Below are 26,470 nucleotides of genomic sequence, written 5' to 3' on the forward strand. Positions count from 1 at the left end.
GGCGGTTTAGGAACGAGGAGCTAGCAAGTAGTAATTAGGAACGAGAAACCAGTCGCGGGCGCCCGGCTCCACTCGTTCCTCGTTCCTCCGTACGCGTTACGGGTTCCTAGCTCCGGCTCACTTCAACGTCCGACCGAACAACTCATGGATACGCCGGTACTCGTCGTACCACGAATCCGGCCGCACGAAGCTGTGGCGCTCCATCGGGTAGGGCGCGAGTTCCCACTTGTCCTTGCGCAGCTCGATCAGGCGTTGGCTCAGCATCACCGAGTCCTTGAAGAACACGTTGTCGTCGATCATGCCGTGGGCGATCAGCAGGTGATCCTTGAGGCCGCCGGCGTATTCGATCGGCGAGGACTTCTTGTAGGCCTCCGGGTCGAGCTCGGGGGTGTTGAGGATGTTCGAGGTGTATTCGTGGTTGTACTGCGACCAGTCGGCGACCGGGCGCAGCGCGGCGCCGGCCTTGAAGGTGCCGGGTTCGCGGAACAGGGCCATGAAGGTCATGAAGCCGCCGTAGGAGCCGCCATAGATGCCGGCATGGTCGCGGTCGCCCTGCTTGTTGGCGACCAGCCACTCCAGGCCGTCCAGGTAATCCTCGAGTTCCGGATGGCCCATCTGCCGGTAGATCGCGGTGCGCCAGTCGCGGCCGTAGCCTTCGGAGGCGCGGTAATCGAGGTCGAGCACGACATAGCCTTCCTGGACCAGCAGGTTGTGGAACATCTGCTCGCGGAAGTAGTTCGGGTAACGCGCGCTGACGTTCTGCAGATAACCGGCGCCGTGCACGAACATCACGATCGGATACTTCTTGCCCGGTTCGTAATTCTTCGGCCCGTAGAACTTGCCCCAGACCGTGCCGGCGCCGTGCTTGGACGGCACCTGCACGTACTCGGGCTGGATCCACTCGCGCGCGCGGAAGCCCGGCTTGCGGGTGTCGGTCAGGGCGACGGTGTTTTCGCCGCTGCTGTCGACCACGGCGAGCTGCGGCGGGGTGTAACTGTCGGAATGGCGCACCAGTACCTTGCGGCCGTCGGGCGAGAGCATGAAGTTCTCGACGCCGTCGAGCGCGGTCACTTCGCGCACCGCGCCGCCGTTGCGGTCGACCGCGCAGACTTCGTAGTCGCCGGGCCACTTGCGGTTGCACAGGAAGAAGAAGGTCTTGCCGTCGGCGCTCAGTTCCGGCTCGGAGGCTTCCCAGCGGCCGGAGGTGATCGCGCGCGGCGCGCCGTTACCGCTGGCGACGTACAGGTGCGAGTAGCCGCTCTGTTCCGACAGCAGCCACAGCTCGCTCTCGCCCTTGCCGGAGTCGGGCAGCCAGCCGAAATCGTTGAAGTTCCAGCCGATCCAGGCCGCGTCGGTCAGGCGGTGGCGGGTCTGCAGCGCGGCCTTGCCGAGGTCGACCGAGGCCAGCCAGCGGTCCTTGTTGTCGATCGCGCGCACCAGCACCGCGGCCTGGCGGCCGTCGTCGCTCCAGCGGATCGAGACGCCGCTGCCGTCGCCGTCGGTCTCGATGCGGACCGGGCGTTCGCCCTTCAGCGGGTCTTTCTTGGCCGCCTTGCGCAGCGCGGCGAGCGGGTCCTCGCCGATGCCGGGCAGGCCGCCGAACTTGAGTTCGCTGGCCTTGGCGTTGGCCACCTCGACCAGCCACAGCTTCTGCGGCAGCGGTTCGTTGCGGCCGACGCGGGTGCGGACTTCCTCGAATTCCTCGTAGCCCGATTCGGTCACGTACTTGGGCATCTTGCCGGCGGCGCCGGCATCGCCCTTCTTGGCCTGGGTGACGACGAGCAGCCAGCGCGCATCGGGCGAGAGCGCGCTGTCGACGATCTCGACGTCGTCGCCGAGATAGGTCGGCTTGGGCGCGCGGCTGCCGTCGCTGCGGCGCCAGGCCTCGTCCTGCTCGCGTGCGGCGTCGCGCTGGGCGCGGTCCTCGCGCAGGGTCTGCAGCATGGCGAGCTGGCGTTCGCGCAGGTCGTCGGCTTTCGGCGCCTTGGCCGGGTCGTTCTCGGCGCGGACCTGGGCGGCCTGGCTGAGGCCCTGGCCGGCGCGCCACTGGTACCACTGGTTGTCGACGCGGAACACCAGGTTGCCGTCGCGGCTCCACTGCGGCCGCGACTCGGCGTCGTTGCTGCGGGTGACCTGGGTCAGCGCACCGCTGCGCAGGTCGCGCACGAAGATGTCGCCGTTGCGCACGAAGGCCATGCGCGTGCGCTGGGCATCGTAGGCCGGGGTGGGGCCGTCGAGGTCGTTGCGTGCGGCACCGTCGAGGCGCTGCGCCGCGCCGCCGGCGACGCCGACCTGCCAGGTGTCGCGGATGATCGAATCGTCGCGCTTGAGCTGGTACTGCACGCGCTGGCCGTCCCAACTCCACCAGGCGCGTTCGACCGGCGCTCCGATCCAGTCCGGGTTGGCCATGGTGTCGGCCAGGGTCAGCGGCGCGGCGGCCTGGGCGAAGGCGGTGGAAGCGAGCAGCGCGCAGGGCAGTGCGGCGAGCGTGACGAAGGAAAGGCGCATCGAGCGGGCTCTGGGACAAAAGTCCGCGCAGGGTAGCAGCCCGATAGCGCCCGCCGGGCCGGCCGTTGGTCATGCCCCAGGCCGATGATCGCCCGCTGCGGCGAGGGGCACGGCGGATGAATCGGCGACCTGTCCGGGCCGGCGCGTCGGCTTTGCCGAAACCGGCCTCACGCGCGTCGCCGGGCCGGCGCAAATCGCCTCTCGCAGGCGTTGCGCGCCCGGTTCGGGTTCGTGTCGCATTTTGTCGCACGAGGCCGGCCGGCTTCGGGCGGTTTCGTGATGCATTCCCGGGCCGGACCGGTGCGTTCGCGATCTCATCCAGGCCTTGAGGCGACGCGTTCTTGCCGGTGTCGCCGGTCGCAAGGGTGCCGTTTTCGCGCCGTATGAACACGTCGCGATCACGCCTTTGCGGTTTATGTGATTCGACGAAATCGCCGTAATCCGCGTTTACCGCGCCCAGGCTGCGGCGCAAGATGAACAGGCCGGCGCACTGTGGCGCCGTGGAGGCAATACACGTGGACGCCCTGTTGCTGTCGCGTATCCAGTTCGGCTTCGTGATCTCGTTTCATATCCTGTTTCCAGCCTTCACCATCGGCTTGGCCAGCTGGCTGGCGTTCGTCGAATGGCGCTGGCTGCGCACCCGCGACACGCTCTGGCGCGATCTGTATTTCTTCTGGACCAAGGTCTTCGCCGTCTCGTTCGGCATGGGCGTGGTCTCGGGCATCGTCATGAGCTTCCAGTTCGGCACCAATTGGGCGGTGCTCAGCGAACAGGCCGGCAACATTCTCGGGCCGCTGCTGTCCTACGAGGTGCTGACCGCGTTCTTCCTCGAAGCGACCTTCCTCGGCGTGATGCTGTTCGGATGGAGCCGGGTCAAGGAACGCATGCATTTCCTCGCCACCTGCATGGTCGCGCTGGGCACGCTGATCTCGACGTTCTGGATCATCTCGGCCAACAGTTGGATGCAGACGCCGGCCGGCTACAAGATCGTCGAAGGCGTGTTCGAGCCCGACAGTTGGTGGGCCATCGTGTTCAATCCCTCGTTCCCGTATCGCCTCGCGCACATGGTGCTGGCGGCCTTCATCACCACGTGTTTCGTGATCGGCGGCGTCGCCGCGTCCTACCTGCTGCGCGGCGTGCACGTCGAAGCCGGCAAGCGCATGCTCAAGGCAGCGGTGATCTTCGCCGCGATCACGGTGCCGGCGCAGGTCTTCGTCGGCGACCTGCACGGTTTGAACGTGCGCGAGCACCAACCGATCAAGGTCGCGGCGATGGAAGCGCACTGGGAGTCGGGCGCGCCCGGCGAAGGCGTGCCGCTGATCCTGTTCGCGGTGCCGAACGAAAAGGCCGAGCGCAACGATTACGAGGTCGCGGTGCCGAAGCTTGGCAGCCTGATCCTTACCCACAGCCTCGACGGCGACATCCAACCGCTCAAGTCGGTTCCGGCCAGCGAGCGGCCTCCGGTCAAGCCGGTGTTCTACGCCTTCCGCGTCATGGTCGGGCTCGGCGTGGCGATGCTGCTGCTGGTGCTGTTCTCGCTGTGGCAGTGGTGGCGCGGGCGTTTGTACGAATCGCGCGCGGCGCTGTGGGGCTGGCGGGTGCTGACCCTGAGCGGTTTCGTCGCCTTGCTGTCGGGTTGGTACGTGGTCGAGATCGGCCGCCAGCCCTACGTGATCTACGGCCTGCTGCGCACCGCCGATGCGGTCAGCCCGATCGCGGCCGCCAGCGTGATGACCTCGTTGATCGTGTTCGCGGTGGTCTACTTCGTCGTGTTCGGCGCCGGCATCGGCTATCTGGTCAAGCTGATCCGCAAGGGCCCGCATCCGCACGAACCGCCACCGCGCAGCGAGCAGGGCGAGAAGACCCCGGCGCGGCCGCTGTCGCTGCCCGACGAATCCAGCGAAGCCGGCGCTTAGGCGCGAACGGCACGATCCGGCGCGCGGCGGCCGAGGCCGTGCGCGCTCATGCAAGCACGATGGAGTAGGACGATGGAATACTGGCTGCCCGTGATCTGGTTCGGCGTGATCGGCTTCGGCGTGCTGATGTACGTGTTGCTCGACGGTTTCGTGCTCGGCCTCGGCATCCTGGCGCCGTTCGCCGAGGACGAGGGCCAGCTCGATCACATGATGAACACCGCCGCGCCGATCTGGGACGGCAACGAAACCTGGCTGGTGCTCGGCGGTGCGGGCCTGCTCGCCGCATTCCCGAAGGCGTATGCGCTGGTGCTGTCGGCGTTGTATTTGCCGGTGCTGTTGATGCTGATCGCGCTGGTGTTCCGCGGCGTCGCCTTCGAGTTCCGCTTCAAGGCGCGGCGCGCCAAGCCGGCCTGGGGCGCGGCGTTCGCGCTGGGCTCGGTGTTCTGCGCCTTCGCCCAGGGCCTGATCCTCGGTGCGATCGTCGAGGGCATGCCCATGCAGGAAGGCAAGTACGTCGGCGGCGTGTTCGACTGGTTCAGCCCGTTCTCGATGTTGACCGGCGTGGCGGTGGTGTTCGGTTATGCGCTGCTCGGCTCGACCTGGCTGATCCTCAAGACCGACGGCCGCATGCAGCAGATCGCCCGCACCCTGGCGCGGCCGCTGGTGCTGGTGGTGGCGGCGTTCATCGGCCTGGTCAGCGCCTGGCTGCCGTTCCTGGACTCGCGGATCATGGCGCGCTGGTTCGAGGGCGGTAATTTCCTGTGGCTGTTCCCGGTGCCGCTGCTGGTGATCGGCAACGCCTACGCGCTGTGGCGCGCGGTGATGCGCGAAGGCAGCGACGCCCAGCCCTTCGTCTACGCCCTGCTGTTCTTCGTGCTCGGCTTCCTCGGCCTGGTGCTGGGGATCTGGCCGAACATCGTGCCGGGGCTGTCGATCTGGGACGCGGCCTCGCCGCCGTCGTCGCAGGGTTTCGTGCTGGCCGGGCTGGTGCTGCTGCTGCCGGCGATCCTGGGCTACACGTATTGGTCGTATCGCGTGTTCCGCGGCAAGATCGCCGCCGACGCCGGGTATCATTGATACGGCCCGGCGTTCGCAGGTAGGACCGGGACGCCGCCCATCGGGGCCGCTGTCCGCACGACGGGATCGTCGAAGCGGGCCGGTCCTAACACTTCGGCTTGCGCCTGGCGCTGAACGCCCAGGTTCGCGCCACCCGGACGGGCGGGTATGCTGTACATCACATCTGCGGCGCAGAAAAACCCGTCCCCCGGCCGTACCGCCCGCCCAATGCAAGCCTACGTTTACAAAAGTCTCCGCAAGGCAGACACCTATGTATTTTTGAGCGAGCGCGACGATTTCGCCCGTTTGCCCGATGCTGTCCGCGATCAACTCGGCACCCTGCAGTTCGTGCTCGAAACCGCGCTGACTGCGGACCGCAAACTCGCCCGCGCCGATGCCTCGGCGGTCCGGGAGAATCTGCGCCTGCGCGGTTTCCATCTCCAGTTCCCGCCGGCCCTCGAGGAGGCGCGGACACCCGATGCCTGAGGCCCAGACCCCGCGCGCCCCGTCCCGCGATTTAGCCCTCGCGCTCGCCGCCGGCCTGGTGCTGGCGCTGGCGACCGGTTTCGGCGGCAGCGTCGGCGGTGCGTTGGCGGCGCTGATCGGCGGCGCCCTGGCGCAGCCGGCGTTCGCGATCGCCGCGCGCCTGTGGCAGCGGCGCGATGCCGCGCCGCAATGGCGCAGCGAATTGCCGGTGCTGGCGACGCTGTGGGGCGGCGCGACCGCCGCCACCGCCGCGTTGGTGGCCTGGCCGTTGAGCGCGTTGTTGCAAAGCGGTTCGCTGTTGGCGGTGCTCGGCCTGAGCGTGGTCGCCGGCTTGGTGCTGTTGGCGCTGTGGCGGCTGTGGCCGCTGTGGCAGGAAGCCGAGCGCGAAGGCGCGGCGTTGGCGCCGCAATGGGCGCGGCTGCCCGATCTCGATCTCGGCGCCTGGCGCGGCCTCGGCGTGGCGGCGATCGTCGCCGGCCTGGTCGGGCTGATCCTGGTGCTGGCCTGGCCGGGCCTGTTGAGCGACGGCCTGCGCTGGACCCTGGCGGTGGTGTTCGCCCTGGCTTCGCCGGCCCTGCACGTGCTGCTGCAGCGGATCGCGCCGGCCGACTACCTGCCCGGCGTCGATTTCGACCCCGAACTCGACACCGTCACCCAGGTCGACGAACTCGGCGACGACGAAGCGCTGGAGCCGGCCCTGTACGCGGCCGCGCGCTCCGGCAAGGTCGAGCGTGCGCTGGAGCTGATCGAGCTCGGCGCCGACGTCAACGTGCTGCCGGCCGCCGAGGACCGCGACCGCCGTAGCCTGCCGGTGCTGGCCGCGGTGCTGCCCGACCTGCGCCTGCTGCGCGCCCTGATCGGCGCCGGCGTCGATCTGAACGCCGCCACCGCCGGCATGACCCCGCTGCTGGCCGCTACCCGCGACAGCTGGCACGGCCGCCCCGACGCGGTCATGACCCTGCTCGCCAACGGCGCCGACCCGCGCCTGGCCGATCACGAAGGCAACACCCCGCTGCACCATGCCTCGCGCAGTTCCGACCCCGGCGTCGCCGCCTTGTTGCGCGATGCCCAGGCCGAACTCGACCCGGTCAACTACGACGGTTTCTCCCCGCTCGGCGTGGCTTGCGCCAGCGGCAACTGGCGTCTGGCCAAGTTCCTGCTCGAACGCGGCGCCAAGACCGAACAGCCCGGCGGTGCACCGGCGCTGCTGGCCGCGGCCGGCGGCGACGAAGACGACCCGGCCGGCGTGCAACTGCTGCTCAAGCACAAGGCGCGCATCGACGCCCGCGACGGCCAGCGCCGCAGCGCCCTGCACGTGGCCGCGTTCGCCGGCCACCTCGACATCGTCACGGCTTTGCTGGCCGCCGGCGCCGACGCCGGCGCGATCGACACCCAACAGCGCACGCCGTTGCTCGAGGCCGCGCGCGGCGCGCGCCCGGCGGTGCTGGAACGTTTGCTCGAACACCTGCCGCAGGGCGGCGTCGCCGAAGCCGCGGCGCTCGACGCCGACGGCGCCAGCGCGCTGATCCTGGCCTGCCAGGCCGAGACCGCCTCGCCGCCGCTGGTGGTGCGTCTGCTCGACCTCGGCATCGACCCGGAACTGCGCGACCGCCATGGCAAGCGCGCGGTCGACCGCGCCGCCGAGGCCGGTCGCTGGTCGCTGGTGGCGGCGCTCGATCGTGCCTATCCGTTGCCGGCCGCGGTCAGCGGCGAAGGCGACAGCGAGGACGGTGAAGGCGAGCGCGTGATCGTCGACCGCATGCCGGCCGCGCTGCTGCGCGACGGCCTGCGCGAAGGCCGCGCCGCCGAGTTGACCGGCCTGGCCAAGCTGCTCAGCCCGAGCGAGCTCGGCGCGCAACTGCACGAAGAAGACGGCCAGATCCCCTCGGCCGAGCGCATCGACTGGCTGCTCGGCCAGGGCGCCGACGTCAACGTGCGCGACACGAACGGCGACACCGTGGTGTTCGCCTTGCTCGATCGCACCCCGGCCGCGCTGCCGGCCTTGCACGCTCTGCTGCGCCACGGTGTCTCGCCGGCCGGTCGCGGCGGCCTCGGCCGGTTCCTGGCGACCTGTTCGGCCGGCGATCAGGCCACGCGTGGCCTGGAACAGTTCGCCCTCGACCTGATCGAGCGCGGCGCCGACGTGTTCTCGCCGACCCCGGCCGGCGATCCGCCGCTGGCGATCGCGGTGCGCCTGGGTTGGCCGCGCCTGCTCGAACGTCTGCTCGCCGCCGGCGTCGACCTCAACACCCGCGACAGCCACGGCATGAGCGCCCTGCACCTGGCCGCCGCGCTCGGCCGCGAGAGCATGCTCAAGCGCCTGGTCGCCAACGGCGCGGCGCCGGACCTGCTCGCCGCCGACGGCCAGACCCCGCTCGGCGTGGCCTTGTCCTCGGGCCGCCGCGACCTGGCCGACTGGCTGGACTGGCGCGGCTGGGCCCTGCCGCGTCGCCCCTTGCACGCCCAGGACGTCCCGGCCGCGGCCATCGTCGGCGACGCCGACGCGGTGCGCCGCCTGCTCGATCTCGGCCTGCCGGTCGATGCGCTCGACAGCCAGGGCTGCACCGCGCTGCTGCGCGCCGCCGGTGGCGGTCATCGCGCCGTCGTCGACCTGCTGCTCGCGCGCGGCGCCGACCCGCAGCTCGCCGCGCATTCCGGCGCGACTCCGCTGTCGGCCGCGGTCAGCATGCGCCATGCCGAGATCGTCGACCGCCTGGTCGCCGCCGGCGCCTCGCTGGAGCAGCGCCTGCCCGGCGACCTGACCGTGCTGATGGTCGCCTGCGCGCTCGGTCTGACCGACCTGGCCGCACGCCTGCTGACCGCCGGTGCCGACGTCCATGCCCGCGACGCGCAAGGCCGCATGGCCCTGCATTGCGCGGCGATGTTCGGCTTCACCGCGCGCGAGCGCAGCCGCCTGGTGGCCTTGTTCGACACCTTGTTGCTGGCCGGCGTCGACGCCGACCAATCCGCCGCCGGCGCGACGCCGTTGCTGTTGTTGTTGGGCGCGCGCGCCGAACCCGGCACTGCGGCCGACGAAGACGTGCTGATCGCCGGCCTGGAACTGCTGCTCGACCACGATGCCTCGCTCGAGGTCCAGGACCCGCGCGGCTTCGGACCGCTGCATCTGGCAGCGCTGCACGGCCTGTTGCGGGTGGTGCAGCGTTTGATGCGCCACGGCGCCAACCCGGACATGCGCGATGCGCTCAACCGCACCCCGCGCGAGATCGCGGTGATGCGCGGCTTCATCGACATCGCCGCCGAGTTCACCCCGCCGGCGCCGGGCAACGGCGGCAACGTGTCGATGGCGCGCTTCCTGCGCGGCCCGGGCGGCTGAGTTCGGACTCGCCTCGCACCTGGCCGAGGTTGCGGCTGCTAAGGGTAGGAGCGGCGCGAGCCGCGACCGCGCCGCTTACCGTCGCCGCGTTGCTTGCCGCAGAGCGGTGAAGCAACAGCAAGGTCTAAAGCTTCCGTCCGCTGATGCGGCCGGGTTACTTTCTTTTGCTAAGCCCAAAAGAAAGGTAACCAAAGAAAAGGGCTTTCCTTGACGAAGCTCCCCTGCGAGTTCGCAGCTGTCGCGGGGATTTTCCGATAAGACATCCTTGTCTTATCGGAAAACGGCGCACGTCCTGTGCGCCGCCCTCCGGGTCTACGGTTACATCGCAAGTCCGGAACTGCGCCGAGCTCATTACGGCAACGGCAAAAGTAACTCGATGTCGCAGCTCACGTCGCTCCTGCAAGGGCGAGCGTTCTCCGCATCATTCCGCCAACACCGACGCCCCTCAATGCCGCGTCACATGCTCCGGCATCGGGCCTTGCTTCTCGACCATGTCGGCGAGCAGGCCTTGGCCGCGGTCGGCGTCGAACAGTTCTTCCAGTTCCTTGCGCGCATCGCGGGCGCTCTGGATCAGCGCGTCTTCGTCGTCGTGGACCAGGTACTGGGCATTGAGCATGCGCTCGTCGAGTTCGCGGAAGCGTTCGACGTGGTCGCGTGCGGTTTCCGGGGCGACGCCGAGTTCGACCAGCACGTCTTCGCCGAGCTTGAGGCTGGAATGGAAGGTCTCGCGCATCGGTTCGGCGCCGAGGTCCATCAGCTCCCAGGCGTGGCGGCGATCGCGCGCGCGCGCGAACACTTTCGCTTTCGGGTACAGGCGACGGATCGTGCGCACGGTGCGGATGCCGCTGTCGCGGTCGTCGATGGCGATCACGAAGATCTTCACCTGCGCCGCGCCGGCCGAGCGCAACAACTCGGGCCGGGCCGGGTCGCCGTAATAGATCATGTTGCCGAAGCGGCGCATGAAATCGACTTGCTCGGCGCTGTTCTCGATGGCGATGAACGGCGTGCGGTGCGCGACCAGCAGGCGCGCGACGATCTGGCCGAAACGGCCCATGCCGGCGATCAACACTTGTGGGTGATGGTCGGGAATTTCATCGTAAGGCCGTTTGGGTTTCTCGGCCGGTGCCGCGTCGAGCATGCGCTGGGCGCCGATCATCAGCAGCGGGGTCAGCGCCATCGACACGCCGACCGCAGCGATCAGGCGGTCGCGGGTCGGGTCGTCGAGCAGGTTGGCCTTGACCGCTTCGTTGAAGACGATGAAGGCGAACTCGCCGCCCAGCGACATCACCGTCGCCAGTTGGAACGCCCCGCGTTTCTCCAGCCCGCCGGCGCTGAGGCCGACCCCGAACAACAGGATGAACTTCACCGACAGCAGCACCAGCACGATGCTGGCGATGGTGCCCGGCTCGGCCAGCACCCGCTGCAGGTCGATGCTCATGCCCACGGCCATGAAGAACAGGCCGAGCAGCAGGCCCTTGAACGGCTCGATCTGCGATTCGAGCTCGTGGCGGAATTCCGAATCGGCCAGCAGCACGCCGGCGAGGAAGGCGCCGAGGCCGGCCGAGAGGCCGGCGATCTGCATGATCCAGGCCGAACCGAGCACGGTCAGCAGGGCCGCGCCGGTGAAGACCTCGGGCATCTGCGTGCGAGCCACCACACGGAACACCTGGCGCAGCAGCACGCGGCCGCCGAACACCACCGCGGCGATCGCGCCGACCGCCTTGGCCACGGCCATCCAGTTCAGGCCTTCGACCGCGGCGGCCTTGCCGAGCAGCGGAATCGCGGCGAGCAAGGGAATCGCCGCGAGATCCTGGAACAGCAGGATGGCGAAGGCGAGGCGGCCGTAATCGCTGGCCAGGCCTTTGCGCTCGGACAACAGCTGCAGGCAGACCGCGGTCGAGGACAGGGCCAGGCCGAGGCCGACCACGGTCGCCGCCTTCCAGCCCATGTGGCCGCCGAACATCGCCAGCGCGCCCAGCGCCAGGCCGCTCAGCAGCACCTGCAGACCGCCGGCGCCGAACACCGGCTTGCGCATCACCCGCAAGCGCGCCGGCGACAGTTCCAGGCCGATCACGAACAGCATCATCACCACGCCGATTTCCGAGGCCGCCAGCACCGGCTCGGCGTCGCGGATCACCTTGACCCCGTAGGGGCCCAGCACCACGCCCGCGGTCAGATAGCCGAGCACCGCGCCCAGGCCGAAACGACGGAACACCGGCACGGCGATGACCGCGGCCAGCAGGAACAACAACGCGAGTTCGAGACCGCCACCGTGCATGAGCACCTCCGGCTGGGATTATGGCGCGATACGCCGGGGCTGCGACGATCGGACCTGCGCTGCATTACGCAACGCTGCGTAGCGAAGGAGGATGACGTCGGGTCTTTGCAATGGTTGCTCGCTGGCCGGATTTCAATCGCTGTGGCGCGAATGCGGCTTGAAACGTCGTCGCCGCCGATCGTGTCGATACGCACCGTCGCCGACGTGCCCGTTGCCGGCTCGGCAGCTCGATCTTCCCGGGGCTTCGATCGGAGCCTGGTTTCAAGGGGGTTTTCGCGCTGACGCGGCTGCCGGAACGCAACCGTCCGACCCGCGCGCCGTTCTCAATCGCAGTCCCTGCGAGGGCTTGCAAGGACAATGACGGGCGAGCCGCCGGACGCTTGGGGGCGTGCGGCGATGCGCAGGAGTGCAGTCCGTCTTCGAACAGGGAGGTTCATCATGCGAGCGTTGCTGGTGCTGTTGACGGTGTTGTGGCTGAGCGGTTGTCAGCCGGGTTGGGAAGAGCAATCGCGCGGCGCGGTCGCGTTCGCCGCGCAGGATCGGTCGATCGGCAGCGAGCCCGCGCACCGGCTCAGATAGTGCGACGGAGCGGGTGCTTCGCTTCGCGACAGGGGCATCCCGGCCCACGGCCGGGCCGGGATGCGTCGCCAGCCGGCAACAGCGCGGGTCGGGGCAAGGCCCAGCCCTGGCCTGGATAAGCTGGCCGCCCCTCCATTCGGCACCGAATTGCCCTGGAAGCTGAACGAGAGGCATGATGCGGGTCCGCCGGCGGCCTGGCCGCGGGCGACCGGGTTCTAGGGGACCCGGGTCACCGACAAGGAGCAGTGCATATGAATGCAGCAGTCGATTCGAATCCCGGCGGCGGTGTTACGCCGACCGGCACTTCCCACGCACCACGCTGGTACGCCGGGCAGCCGGCCGCGCAGGACGGGGCCTCGGGCTATACCGCGTTGCTGCCCGCCGACGACGAGTGGTCGCGCGACACCGTATTGCGGGCGATCGTCGCCGACGCCTTGCAGCGCAACGGCGAGGTGGTCGACGAGGACACCCTCGAGGCCACCGTGGCCGCGGTCGGTGCGCCCGGCGGCGCGCTGGCGCAGACCGCGCTGAGCTGGAAGTTGCATCCGGGCGAAACCCGCGCCGACGGCCGCGTGTCGCCGCCGTTCCATGGCTATGCGGTCGAGGTACCGGCCGAGCTGCAGACCTCGCTGGTCGGCTACGCCAAGACCTGGTCGGCGCAGCGCGATGCGGCGCCGCCGGCGCCGATCGACGGCGCGGTGATGCAGTTGCAGACCCTCGCCCGCAGCGGCGGTCACCGCGACATCGAACAAACCCTGGAAGCCATCGACGCGGCGATCAAGGCCGGCAGCGCGGCCAGCCAGGCCGGCCGCCCGCTCGATGCGGTGGCGATGAGCGCGGTGCTGGAATTCGCGACCCGCAGCGGCCACGAGCGTGAAGCGGCGAAACTGTTGGAACGCTACAGCGCGATCAAGGACGTGACCGCTGGCGTGAAGACCCTCGGCCAGAACGCCGGCCGCGTGTTCAACGGCCGCGACCCGGTCACCGGCAAGGCGCTGCGCACCGACGATCGCGTCGATGCCGCCTTCGACTTGCTCGACGGCGGCTTCAAGCTCGCTGGCGGCATCGGCAACGTCGCCCTGATGATGGGCGCGCGCAATGCCGGCCTGGTCGGCAGTCTGATCGGCATCGCGCCGATGGGCGCGGCCATCGTCGCCTTCGCCGCAGGCGCGTTCGAGTTGATCAAGCGTGCGCGCGAAGCCTTGCTGGCGCCGCGTTGGGACGAGTTCCGCGAGCGCTTCCCGTTCGCCGAAGGCATGGAGCCCAAGCGCGCCATGAACGGCGTGCTGCGGCAGATCGCCGGCATGCCGGTCGACGCCGGCAACGCCTTGTCGACGGCGACGCGCATCCTCGACGGGCTCGGCGAGAATCCGGAAACCCGCGAGCGCTTCCTCGCCTTCCTCAAGCAGAAGGTGCAGCCCGAGTCGCTGGTCGACGCGCTCGGCGCCGGCAACCTGGACCGTTTGAATTCGCAGCAGGCGATGCAGTTGGCGCAGGCGGCCAAGGGCTCGGCGAAGGAGTTCATGGACCTGGAGCTGCAGGACGTGAAGCGCTACGTCCGCGATCGCGACGGGGAGCGCGAGCGCGGCACTTATCTGTTGCCGCCGGAACTGCGCGACGTCGCCAATCGCAACAACAACCGCGTCGGCGGCACGGTCGAGGACGGCCTGCGGGTGGCGGCGATCCTGAGCAGCGGCGCCAACGCTCTCAACGGCATGTACAAGGAGATGCTGGGCAAGGTCCAGGGCAGCGAGCTGGGCCAGGGCAAGCTCAACGAACAGCAACAGAAGAACCTCGCCGCGGCGCTGGTGCCGGCCATGCGCGACGGCGGCCTGACCCAGGTCGATCATCTGCTGGCGAGCAAGGACGGCAGCAAGCTGTTCGCGGTGCAGGGCGATCCGCAGTCGCCGACCCGGCGCATGGTCACCCTCGACGTCGCCGCGGCCTCGCAGCAGAGCGTGGAAGCCAGCAGCCAGCTCGCCGCGCGCGCGATGGCCACGGCCGAGGCGCCGACGGTGCAGGTCAACCAGGGCGGCGGGCGCGGGTTCTGAGCGTCCGCTCGGGCGCAGTTGTCGCATGCGTGCATGCGATGCCTGCGCCAGGTTCGCCGCGATTTGCAGGTTGCGCGGTCGCGGCTCGCGCCGCTCCTACCCGAGGAGCGGTCGCTTTGGGGTAGGAGCGGCGCGAGCCGCGACCACGAATCCGCAAACCACGGCGTTGCTCCATCCAACCTGCACCATCCCGGCCCACCAACGAAAACGCCCCGCATCGCGGGGCGTTTTCGTTACTGCGCCGGTGAAACTCAGCGCTTCATCGAACTGAAGAACTCGTCGTTCGACTTGGTGGTCTTCATCTTGTCGAGCAGGAATTCCATCGCGCCGATTTCGTCCATGCCGTGCAGCAGCTTGCGCAGAATCCAGATCTTCTGCAGCAGCTCCGGTTCGATCAGCAAATCCTCGCGGCGGGTGCCGGAGCGGTTGATGTCGATGGCCGGGTACACGCGCTTTTCGGCGATGCGGCGGTTCAAATGGACTTCCGAGTTGCCGGTGCCCTTGAACTCTTCGTAGATCACCTCGTCCATCTTGCTGCCGGTGTCGATCAGCGCAGTGGCGATGATCGTCAGCGAGCCGCCTTCTTCGACATTACGCGCGGCGCCGAAGAAGCGCTTCGGACGGTGCAGGGCGTTGGCGTCGACGCCGCCCGACAGCACCTTGCCCGAACTCGGCACGACGTTGTTGTAGGCGCGGGCCAGGCGGGTGATCGAGTCGAGCAGGATCACCACGTCCTTCTTGTGTTCGACCAGGCGCTTGGCGCGCTCGATCACCATTTCGGCGACCTGGACGTGGCGCGCGGCCGGTTCGTCGAAGGTCGAGGAGACCACTTCGCCGCGCACGGTGCGCTGCATTTCGGTCACTTCTTCCGGACGCTCGTCGACCAGCAGCACGATCAGGTGCACGTCGGGATGGTTGTGGGTGATCGCGGTGGCGACCTGCTGCATCATCATCGTCTTGCCGGCCTTGGGCGGCGAGACGATCAGGGCGCGCTGGCCTTTGCCCTGCGGCGCCATCAGGTCGAGGATGCGGCCGGTGATGTCCTCGGTCGAACCGTCGCCGCGCTCGAGCTTGAACTTGCGGCGCGGGAACAGCGGGGTCAGGTTCTCGAACAGGACCTTGTTCTTCGACGCTTCCAGCGGCTCGCCGTTGATGCTGTCGACGACCGACAGGGCGAAGTAACGCTCGCCGTCCTTCGGGAAGCGGATGCGGCCGGACAGGTGGTCGCCGGTGCGCAGGTTGAAGCGGCGGATCTGGCTCGGCGAGATGTAGGTATCGTCCGGGCCGGCCAGGTAGGAGGCCTCGGCCGCGCGCAGGAAGCCGAAGCCGTCGGGCAGGATTTCCAGCACGCCGTCGGCGGCGACGCCTTCGCCGTGGCGGGTCAGGACCTTGAGCAGGGCGAAGATGACGTCCTGCTTGCGGGCGCGGGCCACGCCTTCCTGGATGCTGAGCTGGTCGGCCAGGTCGAGCAGCTTCGGCGCCGGCATGCGCTTGAGGTCGCCCAGCGAGTACTGCGGGAAGCCCTCGGGCACCTGCGGGTGCGGGCGCGGGACGAAGTTCTCGCCGTTGCCGTTCTCGAACGAGCCGTCTTCGTCGCGTTGCTGCGGGCGGTTGTTGCGGTCGCGGTCGCGGCGGTTGCGGAAGCGGTCGCGGCGGTTGCCGCCGCGGTTGTCGAAACCGGCGTCGCGCTGCTGGCCTTGCTGCGACTGCGGATTGCCGCGGTCGTTGCCTTGGCCCTGGCCTTGCGGTGCGGCGCTCTCGGCGCCGGAGGCGGCCGGGGCGGACTCGCTGGCGCTGGCGGCCGGAGCAGGTGCGGGAGTGCGGGGCGCGGCGGCGGCCGGGGCCGGCGCTGCAGGAGGCGGCGCGACGGGCGGCGCGGCAGGTCGAGCGGCAGGAATCAGGGGGCTGGCATCGCTGGCAGCGGCCGGAGCGGACTCGGCGGCTTTGCTGACGCGCGGCTTGCGCACGCGCTTTTCGGCGGTATCGCCAGCGTCGGGGGTCTTATCGGACAAGCGGAGGTTCCTCGCTAAGCGGCGAGCGCTCGCATCGGGCGAGCGGGACGTCAGGGACGTGGGTTGATAGATGGGTATCAGACGGGGTGCGGCGGGTGGGACGCGAGGTCCGACGCCGGGTGTTGCGAAACTAGCACTGCTGCTGCGTGGCGGCAAGCTTCCCGAGCCGGGCCGTTCACGTTACCGGGCAAGGCCCGGAGCGCTTGCGCCCGCGCGGGGCGGGCGTAAGCGAGGGGAGCTCAGATGGCCTTGTCGATCATCTGGGTCAACAGCGACTTGATGTTCGGCGGCGCGCCGAGCTGGCTCGAATGGACCTGGCCGTCCTTGAACATCAACAACATGGGGATGCTGCGCACGTTATAGCGAACGCCCAGCGCGGGGAATTCCTGGACGTCGACCTTGACCACCTTGGCCTTGCCTTCGTACTGGTCGGCCAGCTGTTCGACGATCGGGCCGATGGCCTTGCACGGGCCGCACCAGGGGGCCCAGAAATCGACGAGGACGGGTTCGGACGACTGCAGCACGGTGGCGTCGAAGTCGGAATCGCCAGCATGCAGAACTTTTTCGCTCACGGGGGTCTCCTGCGGGGGTACTCGCCCGTACGGAACGGGCTATTCTTGAACGGAACCCCGGGCGGGCCATGCCGGGCGGGGGCTTACGCTAAACTGGGGCGTTACGCGGCACCTTCAAGGGCTGCGCCACGGCCTCATCGAGCCTGCCTTCAGAGTTCAACTCGGGCGCCGGCTCGGCCCCGGCAGTCTGCTTCGCCGACGCCACCCACGCAAGCGACCACCTACTGCGCCCAGTGCGCGCGGATCTCTGAGAAGCATGAGCGACAAGCCTTTAACCGATATCACCTTTTCTTCGTTCGACCTGCACCCGAGCCTGTTGGCCGGCCTCGAGGCCGCCGGGTTTTCGCGCTGCACGCCGATCCAGGCGTTGACCCTGCCGTTGGCGCTGACCGGGCGCGATGTCGCCGGCCAGGCCCAGACCGGCACTGGCAAGACGCTCGCCTTCCTGGTCGCGGTGATCAACCGCCTGCTGACCCGCCCGGCGCTGGCCGAGCGCAAGCCCGAAGATCCGCGCGCGCTGATCCTGGCGCCGACCCGCGAGCTGGCCATCCAGATCCACAAGGACGCGGTCAAGTTCGGCTCCGACCTGGGCCTGAAGTTCGCCCTGGTCTACGGCGGCGTCGACTACGACAAGCAGCGCGAGCTGCTGCAGAAGGGCGCCGACGTCATCATCGCCACGCCCGGCCGCCTGATCGACTACGTCAAGCAGCACAAGGTCGTGTCGCTGCACGCCTGCGAGATCTGCGTGCTCGACGAAGCCGACCGCATGTTCGATCTGGGCTTCATCAAGGACATCCGCTTCCTGCTGCGGCGCATGCCGATCCGCACCGAACGCCAGACCCTGCTGTTCTCGGCGACCTTGAGCCATCGCGTGCTCGAGCTGGCCTACGAGCATATGAACGAGCCCGAGAAGGTGGTGGTCGAGACCGAGTTCATCACCGCCGCCAAGGTCCGCCAGAAGGTCTACTTCCCGGCCGACGAAGAAAAGGTGCCGCTGTTGCTGGGCCTGTTGTCGCGCAGCGAAGGCGCGCGGACGATGGTGTTCGTCAACACCAAGGCCTGGGTCGAGCGCGTCGCGCGTTCGCTCGAGCGCGGCGGCTACCGGGTCGGCGTGCTGTCGGGCGACGTGCCGCAGAAGAAGCGCGAGTCGCTGCTCAACAAGTTCCAGAAGGGCCAGCTCGAAATCCTGGTCGCCACCGACGTCGCCGCGCGCGGCCTGCACATCGACGGCGTCAGTCACGTCTATAACTACGACCTGCCGTTCGATGCCGAGGACTACGTCCACCGCATCGGCCGCACCGCGCGCCTGGGCGCCGAGGGCGACGCGATCAGCTTCGCCTGCGAACGCTATGCGATGAGCCTGCCCGATATCGAGGCCTACATCGAACAGAAGCTGCCGACCGTGCCGGTCGACGCCGAACTGTTGATCGCCCTGCCGCGCACGCCGCGCGAGATTCCGGCGGCCGAGGAAGGCGAAGAGAACGAGAGCATCGGTTCGATCTTCAAGGAAGCGCGCGAGCAGCGCGCCGCCGACGAACAGCGCCGTGGCGGCGGCCCCGGCGGCCGCAGCGGCAGCCGCAGCGGTTCCGGCCCGAGCCGCGGCCCGCGCAGCGAAGGCCGTCGCGATGGCGCACCGCGCCGCGAACGCCCGCCGGTCGAGGCCGGTGCGGCCAAGCCGGCCGAAGCCGGCGTCGCTGCCGCGGCCGAAGCCGCCCCGCGCCCGCCGCGCAAGCCCAAGCCGGAAGGCGAGGTGACCGCCACCACCGGCGTGCCGGCGGCTGAAGGCGAGCGCGCACCGCGCAAGCGCCGTCGTCGTCGCGGCGGCCGCCGCATCGAAGGCGCCGAGACCGTCGACGGCACCCAGACCGCGAGCACGGGCGAGGCCTCGGTGGCCAAGCCGGCGCCGAAGGCGGCTGCCAAGCCTGCGCACAAGCCGGCCGCTCCGGCATCGGCCGGCGAGGCCAAGCCCTCGCTGCTGGGCCGCATCGGTCGCAAGCTCAAGTCGCTGGTCGCGCGTCCGCCGCGTTCGCAGCACTGATCGCCTGAGCCACGCGCGATCCGTCGACGGCAGGCTTGCGGCCTGCCGCCGACCCTGTAAGCGAACCCCGTCGCTTCGACGAGGTTCGCTACGGTCTTTCGTCACAAGGTCCTGCTGACGAACACCGACCAGGTATTGGCCGAGGTCTCGACGAGTTGGAACACGTCGAGATCGCCGTCGACGTCGATGTCGAGCAACTGCAGCTGATTGCTGTAGTTCGGCGAGGCCGGCCAGCCGATCCCGAAGGCGCCGCCGGCATACGGCCAGGTGGTGTACACGCCGCTGCTGCCGGGCTCGAAATGGCCGCGGCGGCCGCTGCCGCCGGCGCTGCACCAGATCGTCAACCGCCAGTTCGGCGGCGCGCTGCCGAACGAGGGAAACACGATGAAACGGGCGTTGCCGTAGCCGGTGGACCCGGCCGGACAGGCCAGGGTGGCGACGTTGAGCGGCGGGTCGTATTGCTCGGCGCGGGCGTGATCGGCGTACAGGCCGAGAGCGAGCAGCGCGAGCGCCAGATGGGCCTTGGTCGTGTGCATGGTGGTGCTCCTTGAAGAGTCGACGACGGTCCGCGCCGGCCATGGGGCCGGCGACGGTGCTTCCTGTTGTCGGACGATCAAGGTGCTGCAAGACGTTGCGTGGGCGGCTTGGACGGCTGTGCCGAGAGCGGGCCCGTTGCGGTCGTGCTGCGCCGGCCGGCCTGCGAGGCCGGTCGGTGCCCGTCGATGCGTCGTCGAAGCCGCGCGACGACCGCAGCGCGAACATAGGCCAAACGCCCGGGCCGAAACGTGATGTCTCCGGCGATTCGCTCTGCGATACTTCCGGCCATGACCGTATTGCGCTTCGACAACGTCAGCAAACGCTACAGCAGCGGGCACGAGGCCCTCAGCGAAGTCAGCTTCGAGGTGGCTCCGGGCGAGATGCTGTTCGTCACCGGCCACTCCGGCGCGGGCAAAAGCACCCTGCTCAAGCTCATTCATCTCAGCGAACGCCCGAGCCGCGGCGCGGTGCTGTTCGGCGAGCGCAACCTGCTCAAGGTCGGCGGCCGCCGCATCGCTCTGCATCGGCGCGAGATCGGCGTGGTGTTCCAGGATCACCGCCTGCTCGCCGACCGCAGCGTCGCCGACAACGTCGCCCTGCCGCTGTTGCTGCGCGGCCTGCGCCGTCCCGACATCGGCCGGCGCGTGCGCATGACCCTGGAGAAGGTCGGCCTGGGCGCGCGCGCGGCGGCCCTGCCGGGCGAGCTGTCGGCCGGCGAACAACAACGCGTCGGCATCGCGCGGGCGATCATCGGCGAACCGCGGCTGCTGGTTGCCGACGAACCCACCGGCAACCTCGACCCGACCCTGTCGGCGGAAATCATGACCCTGTTCCAGTCCTTGCCCGAGCGCGGCACCAGCGTGCTCGTCGCCAGCCACGACCTGGCCCTGGTCAAGCGCATGAAGAAGCGCGTGCTGGTGCTCAATCAGGGCCGCCTGGTCGACGACATCGCGCCCGAGGACCTGGCCGAATGAGTTCTTTTCCGACCCAACAGCTTTCCGATAGCGAGGCGCCTTCCCGCAGCGAGCCGCCTTCCGGCATCGAACCCCCTGCGTCGCGCGACGACGACCTCGCGGTCGAGTCGGCGGTGCAGTCGCGGCTCGGGGTGTGGTTCGACCATCACCTCTACAGCCTGGTCGCCAGCGTCGGTCGATTGTTGAGCAAGCCGTGGGCGGCGTTGCTGACGATCGGGGTGATGGCGGTGGCCCTGGCCCTGCCGCTCGGCCTGTGGGCAGCGCTCAGCAACATCGAACGCTTCGCCGGCGAAGTGCAGCAGTCGCGCCAGATCAGCCTGTTCCTCAAGCCCGAGATCAAGCTCGAACGCGCCCGCGCCCTGGCCGGGGAGTTGCGCGCGCGGCCGGAGATCGGCGCCATCGAACTGCGCACGCCCGAGCAGGGCCTGGCCGATCTGCGCGAGAAGAGCGGCCTCGGCGACAGCCTCAGCGCGATCGAAGGCAATCCGCTGCCGAGCCTGTTGCTGGTGACGCCGAAGGGCGACGAACTGGCCCTGGCCGAATCGCTCGGCACCCTGGCCGAGACCGACGTGGTCCAGCACGACGCCGGTTGGCGCCAGCGCCTCGACGGCTGGCTGCGGTTCGGCATCCGCCTGGCCTGGCTGCTCGCGGCGATGCTGGGCCTGGGCGCCTTGCTGGTGGTCGGCAACACCGTGCGCCTGGACATCCAGTCGCGGCGCGACGAGATCGGGGTGCTGCAATTGCTGGGCGCTACCGACGGCTTCATCCGCCGGCCCTTTCTGTACCTGGGCGCCTGCTACGGCCTGGCCGCCGGCGCGGTCGCCTTGGCCTTGCTGACTGCGGCCGACCGCACCCTGCGCGAACCGCTGACCGCCCTGGCCACCAGTTACGGCAGCCATTTCGAGCTGCGGGGCTTCGACTTGCCGCAGGCCCTGGCGATCCTGGCCGGCGCGGCCGCGCTGGGCTGGCTCGGCGCCGGTTTCGTGACCGGCCATTACCTGCGCCAGAACCGCTCCGGCCAAGCCTGAGCGGTCCGCGCCTTGTCGCGCGGTTGTCAGGATGTCGCTTGAGACTCGGATTCGGCGGCCGCTTCCGCCTAGAATCGGGTTCCCCCGCCTGTGCGCTTGGCGTCGATGCCCTCGGGCGTCGGCCCTGCGTCGCCGACACGGTACCGTTCCTGATATGCAAAGCCAGAATCTTCGTCACTTCGAAAACACCGCACCGCGGGTGATGGTGGTCGACGGCTCCAAGCTGGTGCGCAAGCTCATCGCCGATGTCCTGATGCGCGAGCTGCCGAACACCCGCATCGTCCAATGCGGCAGCATCATCGAGGCGCGCGTCGCCCTCGACCACGGCGAGGTCGATCTCGTCACCACCGCCCTGGTCCTGCCCGACGGCGACGGCATCGCCCTGGCGCGCGCCGTGCGCGAAGCCGCGGCCCAGGCCTACGTGCCGGTGATCGTGGTCTCCGGCGATGCCCAGGCGCATCTGGAAGCGCGCCGCTTCACCGAAGACGTCACCGATTATTTCGACAAGGCGCTCGGTCCGAACGCCCTGGCCGAGTTCATCCGCGGCTATGTGCAGCCGCAGCCGATTCCCGGCGCGCGCGTGCTCTACGTCGAAGACAGCCGGGTGGTCGCGGTGGCGACCAAGCGCATGCTCGAGCGCCACGCCCTGCAGGTCTTGCACTTCATCGGCGTCGAGGAAGCGCTGGAGCATCTGGAAGCCCATCGCGCCAGCGGCACGGCCGGCGGCGATGCCGGCGCCGACCTGGTGCTGACCGACGTGTATCTGAAGGGCGAACTGGGCGGCAAGGATCTGCTCGCGCGCCTGCGCGGCGATTTCGGCTACGGCAAGCGCCGCCTGCCGGTATTGGTGATGACCGGCGACGCCAACCGCGACAACCAGAGCGAGTTGTTGCGCGCCGGCGCCAACGACCTGGTGCTCAAGCCGATCGAGGAGCGCCTGCTGGTGACCAAGACCCTGTTCCAGTTGCGCCTGTCGCGGCTCGAGCCGACGGCGCTGTCGGCATGAACGACGCCGACCGCGAGCCCAAGCTCGAACCCTCCTGGAAAGCCCGCGTCGGCGACTGGTTCGCGCGCGAGGACATGCAGTCGCTGTCGCGCTTCCTGCGCGAACGCAAGGCTGCCGGCGCGCGCATTTTTCCGCCCGGCCCGCAGATTTTCTCGGCCTTCGACGCCACCGCGTTCGAGCAGGTCAAGGTCGTCATCCTCGGCCAGGACCCGTACCACGGCTACGGCCAGGCGCACGGGCTGTGCTTCTCGGTCCAGCCCGGCGTGCCGGTGCCGCCGTCGCTCGACAACATCTTCAAGGAAATCCAGCGCGACCTCGGCATCGCCCGGCCCGATCACGGCTGCCTGCTGCCATGGGCGCAGCGCGGCGTGCTGCTGCTCAACGCGGTGCTGACGGTCGAGGAAGGCCGCGCCGGCGCGCATCAGGGCAAGGGCTGGGAAGGCTTCACCGACCACGTCGTCGACACCCTCAATCGCGAACGCGAAGGCCTGGTGTTCCTGCTCTGGGGCAGCTACGCGCAGGCCAAGGGCAAGGTCATCGACGCCGGCCGCCATCGCGTGCTGAAGGCGCCGCATCCCTCGCCCTTGTCCGCGCACCGGGGCTTCATGGGCTGCGGCCATTTCTCCGCCGCCAACGAGTACCTGACGCGCTATGGCAAGGGCCCGATCGACTGGACCTTGCCGCCGCGCGATGCGCTTTGACCTGGCTTGAGGGGTAGGAGCGGCGCAAGCCGCGACCGCCATATTCGGCGTATTGCGTAGCAACGATGTCTGCACGCGTTGCGCTCCGCGAGGGTGCCGCCGCGATTGGTCGCTTCGCGGTCGCGGCTTGCGCCGCTCCTACCCTGAAGGCTTCGCTCAGGCGAAGTACGCCTGCAAGGCCTCGCCGGTTTCGCGCAGGGCCGGGTTCGCATCGGCCGGAGCCGGCAACAGGCGGAAGATGCAGGACGGCAGGGCCGGCAGCCGGCTCGAACGCGCGATCATCAGGCCTTCGCCGATCGCCGAGGCATTGAGGCAGCCCAGGCCGAGGCCGGCGCGCAAGGCCGCCTGCACACCGGCCACGCCGCTGCCGAGGTGGGCGATGCGATGGCCGACGCGCTGTCGTTGCAGCGCACGTAAAGCGGTCTGGTGCAGGCTGCAGCTCGGCGGCAACAGCACCAGCGGCAAGGTCGTTTCATTGCGCAGGTCCAGCCCCGCCGCCGCCGCCCAGGCCAGCGGCTCGCGCCGCAATTCGCCGTGCGCCGTGCGGCGGCGCGGACGCGCGGTTGATTCGACTTCCATCGTCAGCGCCAGGTCGAACGTGCCCTCGGCATGGCCCTGGGCGATCGCCGCGCTCTGGCCCATCGTCACCTGCAGCTGCAACTGCGGGCAGTGGCGGGCGAGGTGGCGCAACAGGCCGGCGATCTCGTCGGGACGGAAATAATCGCTGATCGCCAGGCGCACCTCGGTGCGGCGCAGTTCGCGGCGCACGTCGTGCAGGGCCAGTTCGCCGAGGGCGAGCATCTGCCGTGCGTGACCGATCAGGCGTTCGCCGGCCGGGGTCGGGACGACGCCATGGCGCGAGCGCAGCAACAAGGCGGTATCGGCCGCGCGTTCGAGTTTCTGGATCTGCTCGCTGACCGCCGATTGCGAACGGAACACGCGTTCGGCGCCGCCGGAAATGCTGCCGGCCTCGGCGACCGCGACGAAGGCCTTCAGCTGTTCGAGGTCGAGCGTACTCATGGCGGCCCCTCTTAGAGCGATTCTTCCGCCATCGGCCGATCCGATGGATAGAGCCAGATCTTCCCGCTATTCCGATGGATGGCGCAAGCCTAGGCTGTATCCATCGAATCACGCCGAACCGTCTCGGCCCTTACAGGAACGCAACCATGCCGCACATCAACCTGCAGCTCTCCGGAACCCCCGATGCCGATCTCAGCCGCCGCGCCGCGGCGGTGGTCGCCGACCTCACCGTCGAGGTCCTCGGCAAACCGCGCGAGCTGGTCGCGGTCGCGATCCACTACGTCGACCGTCCGCACTGGTTCATCGACGGCCGTTCGCTGGCGCAGTGGGGGCGCAACGCTTTCCATCTCGACATCAGCATCACCGACGAGACCAACACCAAGGCCGAAAAGGCGCGTTATCTGCAACGGATGCATGCGGAGCTGACGGCGCTGATCGGCGAGGTGCACGAGACCTCCTACATCCACGTCATCGATGCGCGCGCGGCTGCCTACGGCTACGGCGGCCTGACTCAGGAGCAGCGTTATCAGGCGGCGCGGGTCGCGGCTGCCTGAACTCGACCGGGCGCGTTCCGATGCGCCGGCTGCAGTCTCAACCCGCGGATGCGCCTTCGACCGCCGCCTCGCTGCGCAGCCAATCGCGCAGCGCCAGCACCTCCGTGCTCGGCGGCGTATCCGGCCGCACGAACCAATGCGGATAACCGTCGAGCGCCGGGCCGAAGGGCTGCACCAGCGTGCCGGCGGCGAGATCGTCGGCGACCAGCGCCAGGCTCAGCAGGGCCACGCCGTGGCCGGCGATCGCCGCCTGGATCGCATGGCTTTCGTCGGTGAAGCGCAGGCCGGCCTCGACATCGAGCCCGGCCAGGCCGGCGCGTGCGCACCAGGCCTGCCAGGTCGGCGTGTCTTCGGTCGGATGCCGCCATTCCGAATGCAACAACGACTGCGCGCGCAGGTCTTCGGGGCGCCGCAGGCCCAGGCGCGGGCTGCATAGCGGAGCGAAGCGGTTCTCGATCAGGCGTTCGGCGACCAGCCCCGGATAGGGGCCGCGGCCGTAACGGATCGCCGCATCGGCGATGCCGCCGTGCAGGTCGACCGGGTCGTCGGAGGCATGCAGGCGCAAGTCGAGGTCGGGGTAGGCAGCGCGGAACGAAGCCACCCGTGGCACCAGCCATTTGGCGGTGAACGACAGGGTCGCCGACAAGGTCAGGGCGCGGCGTTGCCGTCGCGCGGTAATCGCGGCGATGGCCTCGGCGAAGGCGTCGAAGCCGTCGCGCAGCACCGGATACAGCAGGGCCGCCTCGGCGGTCATCGCCACCCGCCGGGTCTGGCGCTCGAACAGACGCACGCCGATCTGCGCTTCGAGCGCGCGGATCTGGTGGCTGATCGCGGTCGGAGTGACCGACAGCTCTTCGGCGGCGCGCTTGAAGCTGTGCAGGCGTGCCGCCGCCTCGAAGGCGCGCAGGGAGCCGAGCGGGGGCAGGCGGCGTCCGGACATGGGTGAGAAAAATTCTCTTATCGGCTGAGTAATCGGAGTTTGTCGGGTTTGAAAGGCCGGATCAACATGGCGGCATCCAGCGCCATTCCGGCCTGAACATGATCAGGGCTCATCCATGGGCCCGCCACGAGAACCGCCATGACCCGACTCCTGCACATCGATTCCAGCGCCCGCCCGCATGCCTCGGACCGCGAGGCCCACGGCTCGCACAGCCGCCGCCTCAGCGCCCGCTTCGTGCGCCGCTGGCGCGAGCGCCATCCCGACGACCCCATCGTCCAGCGCGATGTCGGCGTGGCTCCCCCGGCCCCGGTCAGCGGCCGCTGGATCCATGCCGCCTTCACCCCGCTCGCGCAGCGCGAGGACTGGATGCACGAGGTGCTGGCCGAAAGCGATGGCTTGATCGACGAGCTGATCGCCGCCGACCTGATCGTGATCGGCGTGCCGATGTACAACTTCGGCGTGCCGGCCCCGTTGAAGGCCTGGATCGACAACGTGGTGCGGGTCGGCCGCACCTTCGGCTTCGACCGTTCGCGCGCAGGCGAACCGTATTGGCCGATGCTCGCCGACGCCGGCAAGCGCCTGGTCCTGCTCAGCTCGCGCGGCGATTACGGTTACGGCAAAGGCGAACGCCTGGAGTCGATCAACCACGTCGAACCCTCGGTGCTGACGCCGATGGGCTATATCGGCATCACCGACGCCTACGGCGCCGCCATCGAATACGACGAGTTCGGCGGCGACGCCCTGCGCCGTTCGATCGAAAGCGCCGAAGCCGAGGTCGATGCGCTGGTCGAGCGCCTGTCGCAGGGCGAAGCGCGCAAGGCGGCCTGAGATGGCGGCGGTGGACTTCGCTGGCGAATCCAGGCCGCGGATTTTGCTTTTG

Annotated in this window: 20 protein-coding genes; 13 read left to right on the plus strand and 7 right to left on the minus strand. The window is 69.1% G+C overall.

Features of this window, described 5'->3' with window-relative positions:
- Positions 1-117: 117 nt before the first annotated feature.
- Positions 118-2,508, minus strand: a complete 2,391-nt coding sequence (locus ACTOWK_RS06660; protein WP_441329399.1) for a prolyl oligopeptidase family serine peptidase — start codon at positions 2,506-2,508, stop codon at positions 118-120.
- A 515-nt stretch (positions 2,509-3,023) separates the two neighbouring features.
- Here ACTOWK_RS06660 and ACTOWK_RS06665 point away from each other — a divergent pair.
- The 4 genes from ACTOWK_RS06665 to ACTOWK_RS06680 all read left to right on the plus strand — a co-directional run bounded on the left by ACTOWK_RS06665 (position 3,024) and on the right by ACTOWK_RS06680 (position 9,300).
- Positions 3,024-4,424, plus strand: coding sequence for a cytochrome ubiquinol oxidase subunit I (locus tag ACTOWK_RS06665; RefSeq protein ID WP_441329400.1), 1,401 nt, complete (start codon positions 3,024-3,026; stop codon positions 4,422-4,424).
- Between the two features lie 72 nt (positions 4,425-4,496).
- A complete protein-coding gene (cydB, locus tag ACTOWK_RS06670; protein ID WP_441329401.1) occupies positions 4,497-5,501 on the plus strand; it encodes a cytochrome d ubiquinol oxidase subunit II in 1,005 nt (334 codons plus the stop codon).
- Between the two features lie 207 nt (positions 5,502-5,708).
- A complete protein-coding gene (locus ACTOWK_RS06675) occupies positions 5,709-5,966 on the plus strand; it encodes a YcgL domain-containing protein (protein ID WP_441329548.1) in 258 nt (85 codons plus the stop codon).
- Entirely contained in the window at positions 5,959-9,300 is a 3,342-nt protein-coding gene (locus ACTOWK_RS06680) for an ankyrin repeat domain-containing protein (RefSeq protein ID WP_441329402.1), read from the plus strand. The genes ACTOWK_RS06675 and ACTOWK_RS06680 overlap by 8 nt, the downstream gene beginning before the upstream one ends.
- A 445-nt stretch (positions 9,301-9,745) precedes the next feature.
- Here the strand turns inward: ACTOWK_RS06680 and ACTOWK_RS06685 are convergent, their stop codons facing one another.
- Positions 9,746-11,578 (minus strand): monovalent cation:proton antiporter-2 (CPA2) family protein, encoded by a 1,833-nt coding sequence (locus tag ACTOWK_RS06685; RefSeq protein WP_441329403.1) that lies wholly within the window; start codon positions 11,576-11,578, stop codon positions 9,746-9,748.
- Positions 11,579-12,016: 438 nt separating this feature from the next.
- Here ACTOWK_RS06685 and ACTOWK_RS06690 point away from each other — a divergent pair, with 438 nt between their 5' ends.
- Both ACTOWK_RS06690 and ACTOWK_RS06695 read left to right on the plus strand, forming a co-directional pair.
- The gene (locus ACTOWK_RS06690; RefSeq protein ID WP_441329404.1) at positions 12,017-12,157 is read left to right on the plus strand and encodes a hypothetical protein; all 141 of its coding nucleotides are present in this window, start codon (positions 12,017-12,019) and stop codon (positions 12,155-12,157) included.
- A 251-nt stretch (positions 12,158-12,408) separates the two neighbouring features.
- Positions 12,409-14,208, plus strand: a complete 1,800-nt coding sequence (locus tag ACTOWK_RS06695) for an XVIPCD domain-containing protein (protein WP_441329405.1) — start codon at positions 12,409-12,411, stop codon at positions 14,206-14,208.
- Between the two features lie 251 nt (positions 14,209-14,459).
- Here ACTOWK_RS06695 and rho read toward each other — a convergent pair whose 3' ends face one another.
- Together rho and trxA are read right to left on the minus strand one after the other, a co-directional pair.
- Positions 14,460-16,220, minus strand: a complete 1,761-nt coding sequence (gene rho, locus ACTOWK_RS06700) for a transcription termination factor Rho (RefSeq protein ID WP_441329406.1) — start codon at positions 16,218-16,220, stop codon at positions 14,460-14,462.
- Positions 16,221-16,459: 239 nt separating this feature from the next.
- Positions 16,460-16,792: a thioredoxin gene (gene trxA / locus ACTOWK_RS06705; RefSeq protein ID WP_031373276.1), complete on the minus strand. Its 333-nt coding sequence runs from the start codon at positions 16,790-16,792 to the stop codon at positions 16,460-16,462.
- A 256-nt stretch (positions 16,793-17,048) separates the two neighbouring features.
- Between trxA and rhlB the strand changes: the two genes are divergently transcribed.
- On the plus strand, positions 17,049-18,830 hold the full coding sequence (rhlB, locus tag ACTOWK_RS06710) for an ATP-dependent RNA helicase RhlB (RefSeq protein ID WP_441329407.1): 1,782 nt from the start codon (positions 17,049-17,051) through the stop codon (positions 18,828-18,830).
- A 101-nt stretch (positions 18,831-18,931) separates the two neighbouring features.
- Here the strand turns inward: rhlB and ACTOWK_RS06715 are convergent, their stop codons facing one another.
- The gene (locus ACTOWK_RS06715) at positions 18,932-19,366 is read right to left on the minus strand and encodes a hypothetical protein (protein ID WP_441329408.1); all 435 of its coding nucleotides are present in this window, start codon (positions 19,364-19,366) and stop codon (positions 18,932-18,934) included.
- 288 nt (positions 19,367-19,654) lie between these two features.
- On the opposite strand from ACTOWK_RS06715, the gene ftsE reads away from it, so the two are divergent.
- From ftsE to ung, 4 genes are all read left to right on the plus strand, one after another.
- The gene (gene ftsE / locus ACTOWK_RS06720) at positions 19,655-20,341 is read left to right on the plus strand and encodes a cell division ATP-binding protein FtsE (protein WP_057916266.1); all 687 of its coding nucleotides are present in this window, start codon (positions 19,655-19,657) and stop codon (positions 20,339-20,341) included.
- Positions 20,338-21,369 carry a permease-like cell division protein FtsX gene (gene ftsX / locus ACTOWK_RS06725; RefSeq protein WP_441329409.1) on the plus strand — a complete coding sequence of 344 codons (1,032 nt, stop codon included), beginning with the start codon at positions 20,338-20,340 and terminating at the stop codon, positions 21,367-21,369. The genes ftsE and ftsX overlap by 4 nt, the downstream gene beginning before the upstream one ends.
- A 154-nt stretch (positions 21,370-21,523) precedes the next feature.
- A complete protein-coding gene (locus ACTOWK_RS06730; RefSeq protein ID WP_441329410.1) occupies positions 21,524-22,375 on the plus strand; it encodes a response regulator in 852 nt (283 codons plus the stop codon).
- Positions 22,372-23,076 carry a uracil-DNA glycosylase gene (ung, locus tag ACTOWK_RS06735; protein WP_441329411.1) on the plus strand — a complete coding sequence of 235 codons (705 nt, stop codon included), beginning with the start codon at positions 22,372-22,374 and terminating at the stop codon, positions 23,074-23,076. The genes ACTOWK_RS06730 and ung overlap by 4 nt, the downstream gene beginning before the upstream one ends.
- A 156-nt stretch (positions 23,077-23,232) precedes the next feature.
- Here the strand turns inward: ung and ACTOWK_RS06740 are convergent, their stop codons facing one another.
- Positions 23,233-24,096, minus strand: a complete 864-nt coding sequence (locus ACTOWK_RS06740) for a LysR family transcriptional regulator (RefSeq protein ID WP_441329412.1) — start codon at positions 24,094-24,096, stop codon at positions 23,233-23,235.
- 146 nt (positions 24,097-24,242) lie between these two features.
- On the opposite strand from ACTOWK_RS06740, the gene ACTOWK_RS06745 reads away from it, so the two are divergent.
- Positions 24,243-24,650, plus strand: coding sequence for a tautomerase family protein (locus ACTOWK_RS06745; RefSeq protein WP_441329413.1), 408 nt, complete (start codon positions 24,243-24,245; stop codon positions 24,648-24,650).
- 37 nt (positions 24,651-24,687) lie between these two features.
- On the opposite strand, the gene gcvA is transcribed toward ACTOWK_RS06745, so the two are convergent.
- Positions 24,688-25,590 carry a transcriptional regulator GcvA gene (gene gcvA / locus ACTOWK_RS06750; RefSeq protein ID WP_441329414.1) on the minus strand — a complete coding sequence of 301 codons (903 nt, stop codon included), beginning with the start codon at positions 25,588-25,590 and terminating at the stop codon, positions 24,688-24,690.
- Positions 25,591-25,728: 138 nt separating this feature from the next.
- Between gcvA and ACTOWK_RS06755 the strand changes: the two genes are divergently transcribed.
- Entirely contained in the window at positions 25,729-26,418 is a 690-nt protein-coding gene (locus ACTOWK_RS06755; RefSeq protein WP_441329415.1) for an FMN-dependent NADH-azoreductase, read from the plus strand.
- Positions 26,419-26,470: the final 52 nt, after the last annotated feature.

Source organism: Lysobacter sp. CA196 (assembly GCF_052078695.1).
GTDB lineage: Bacteria > Pseudomonadota > Gammaproteobacteria > Xanthomonadales > Xanthomonadaceae > Lysobacter.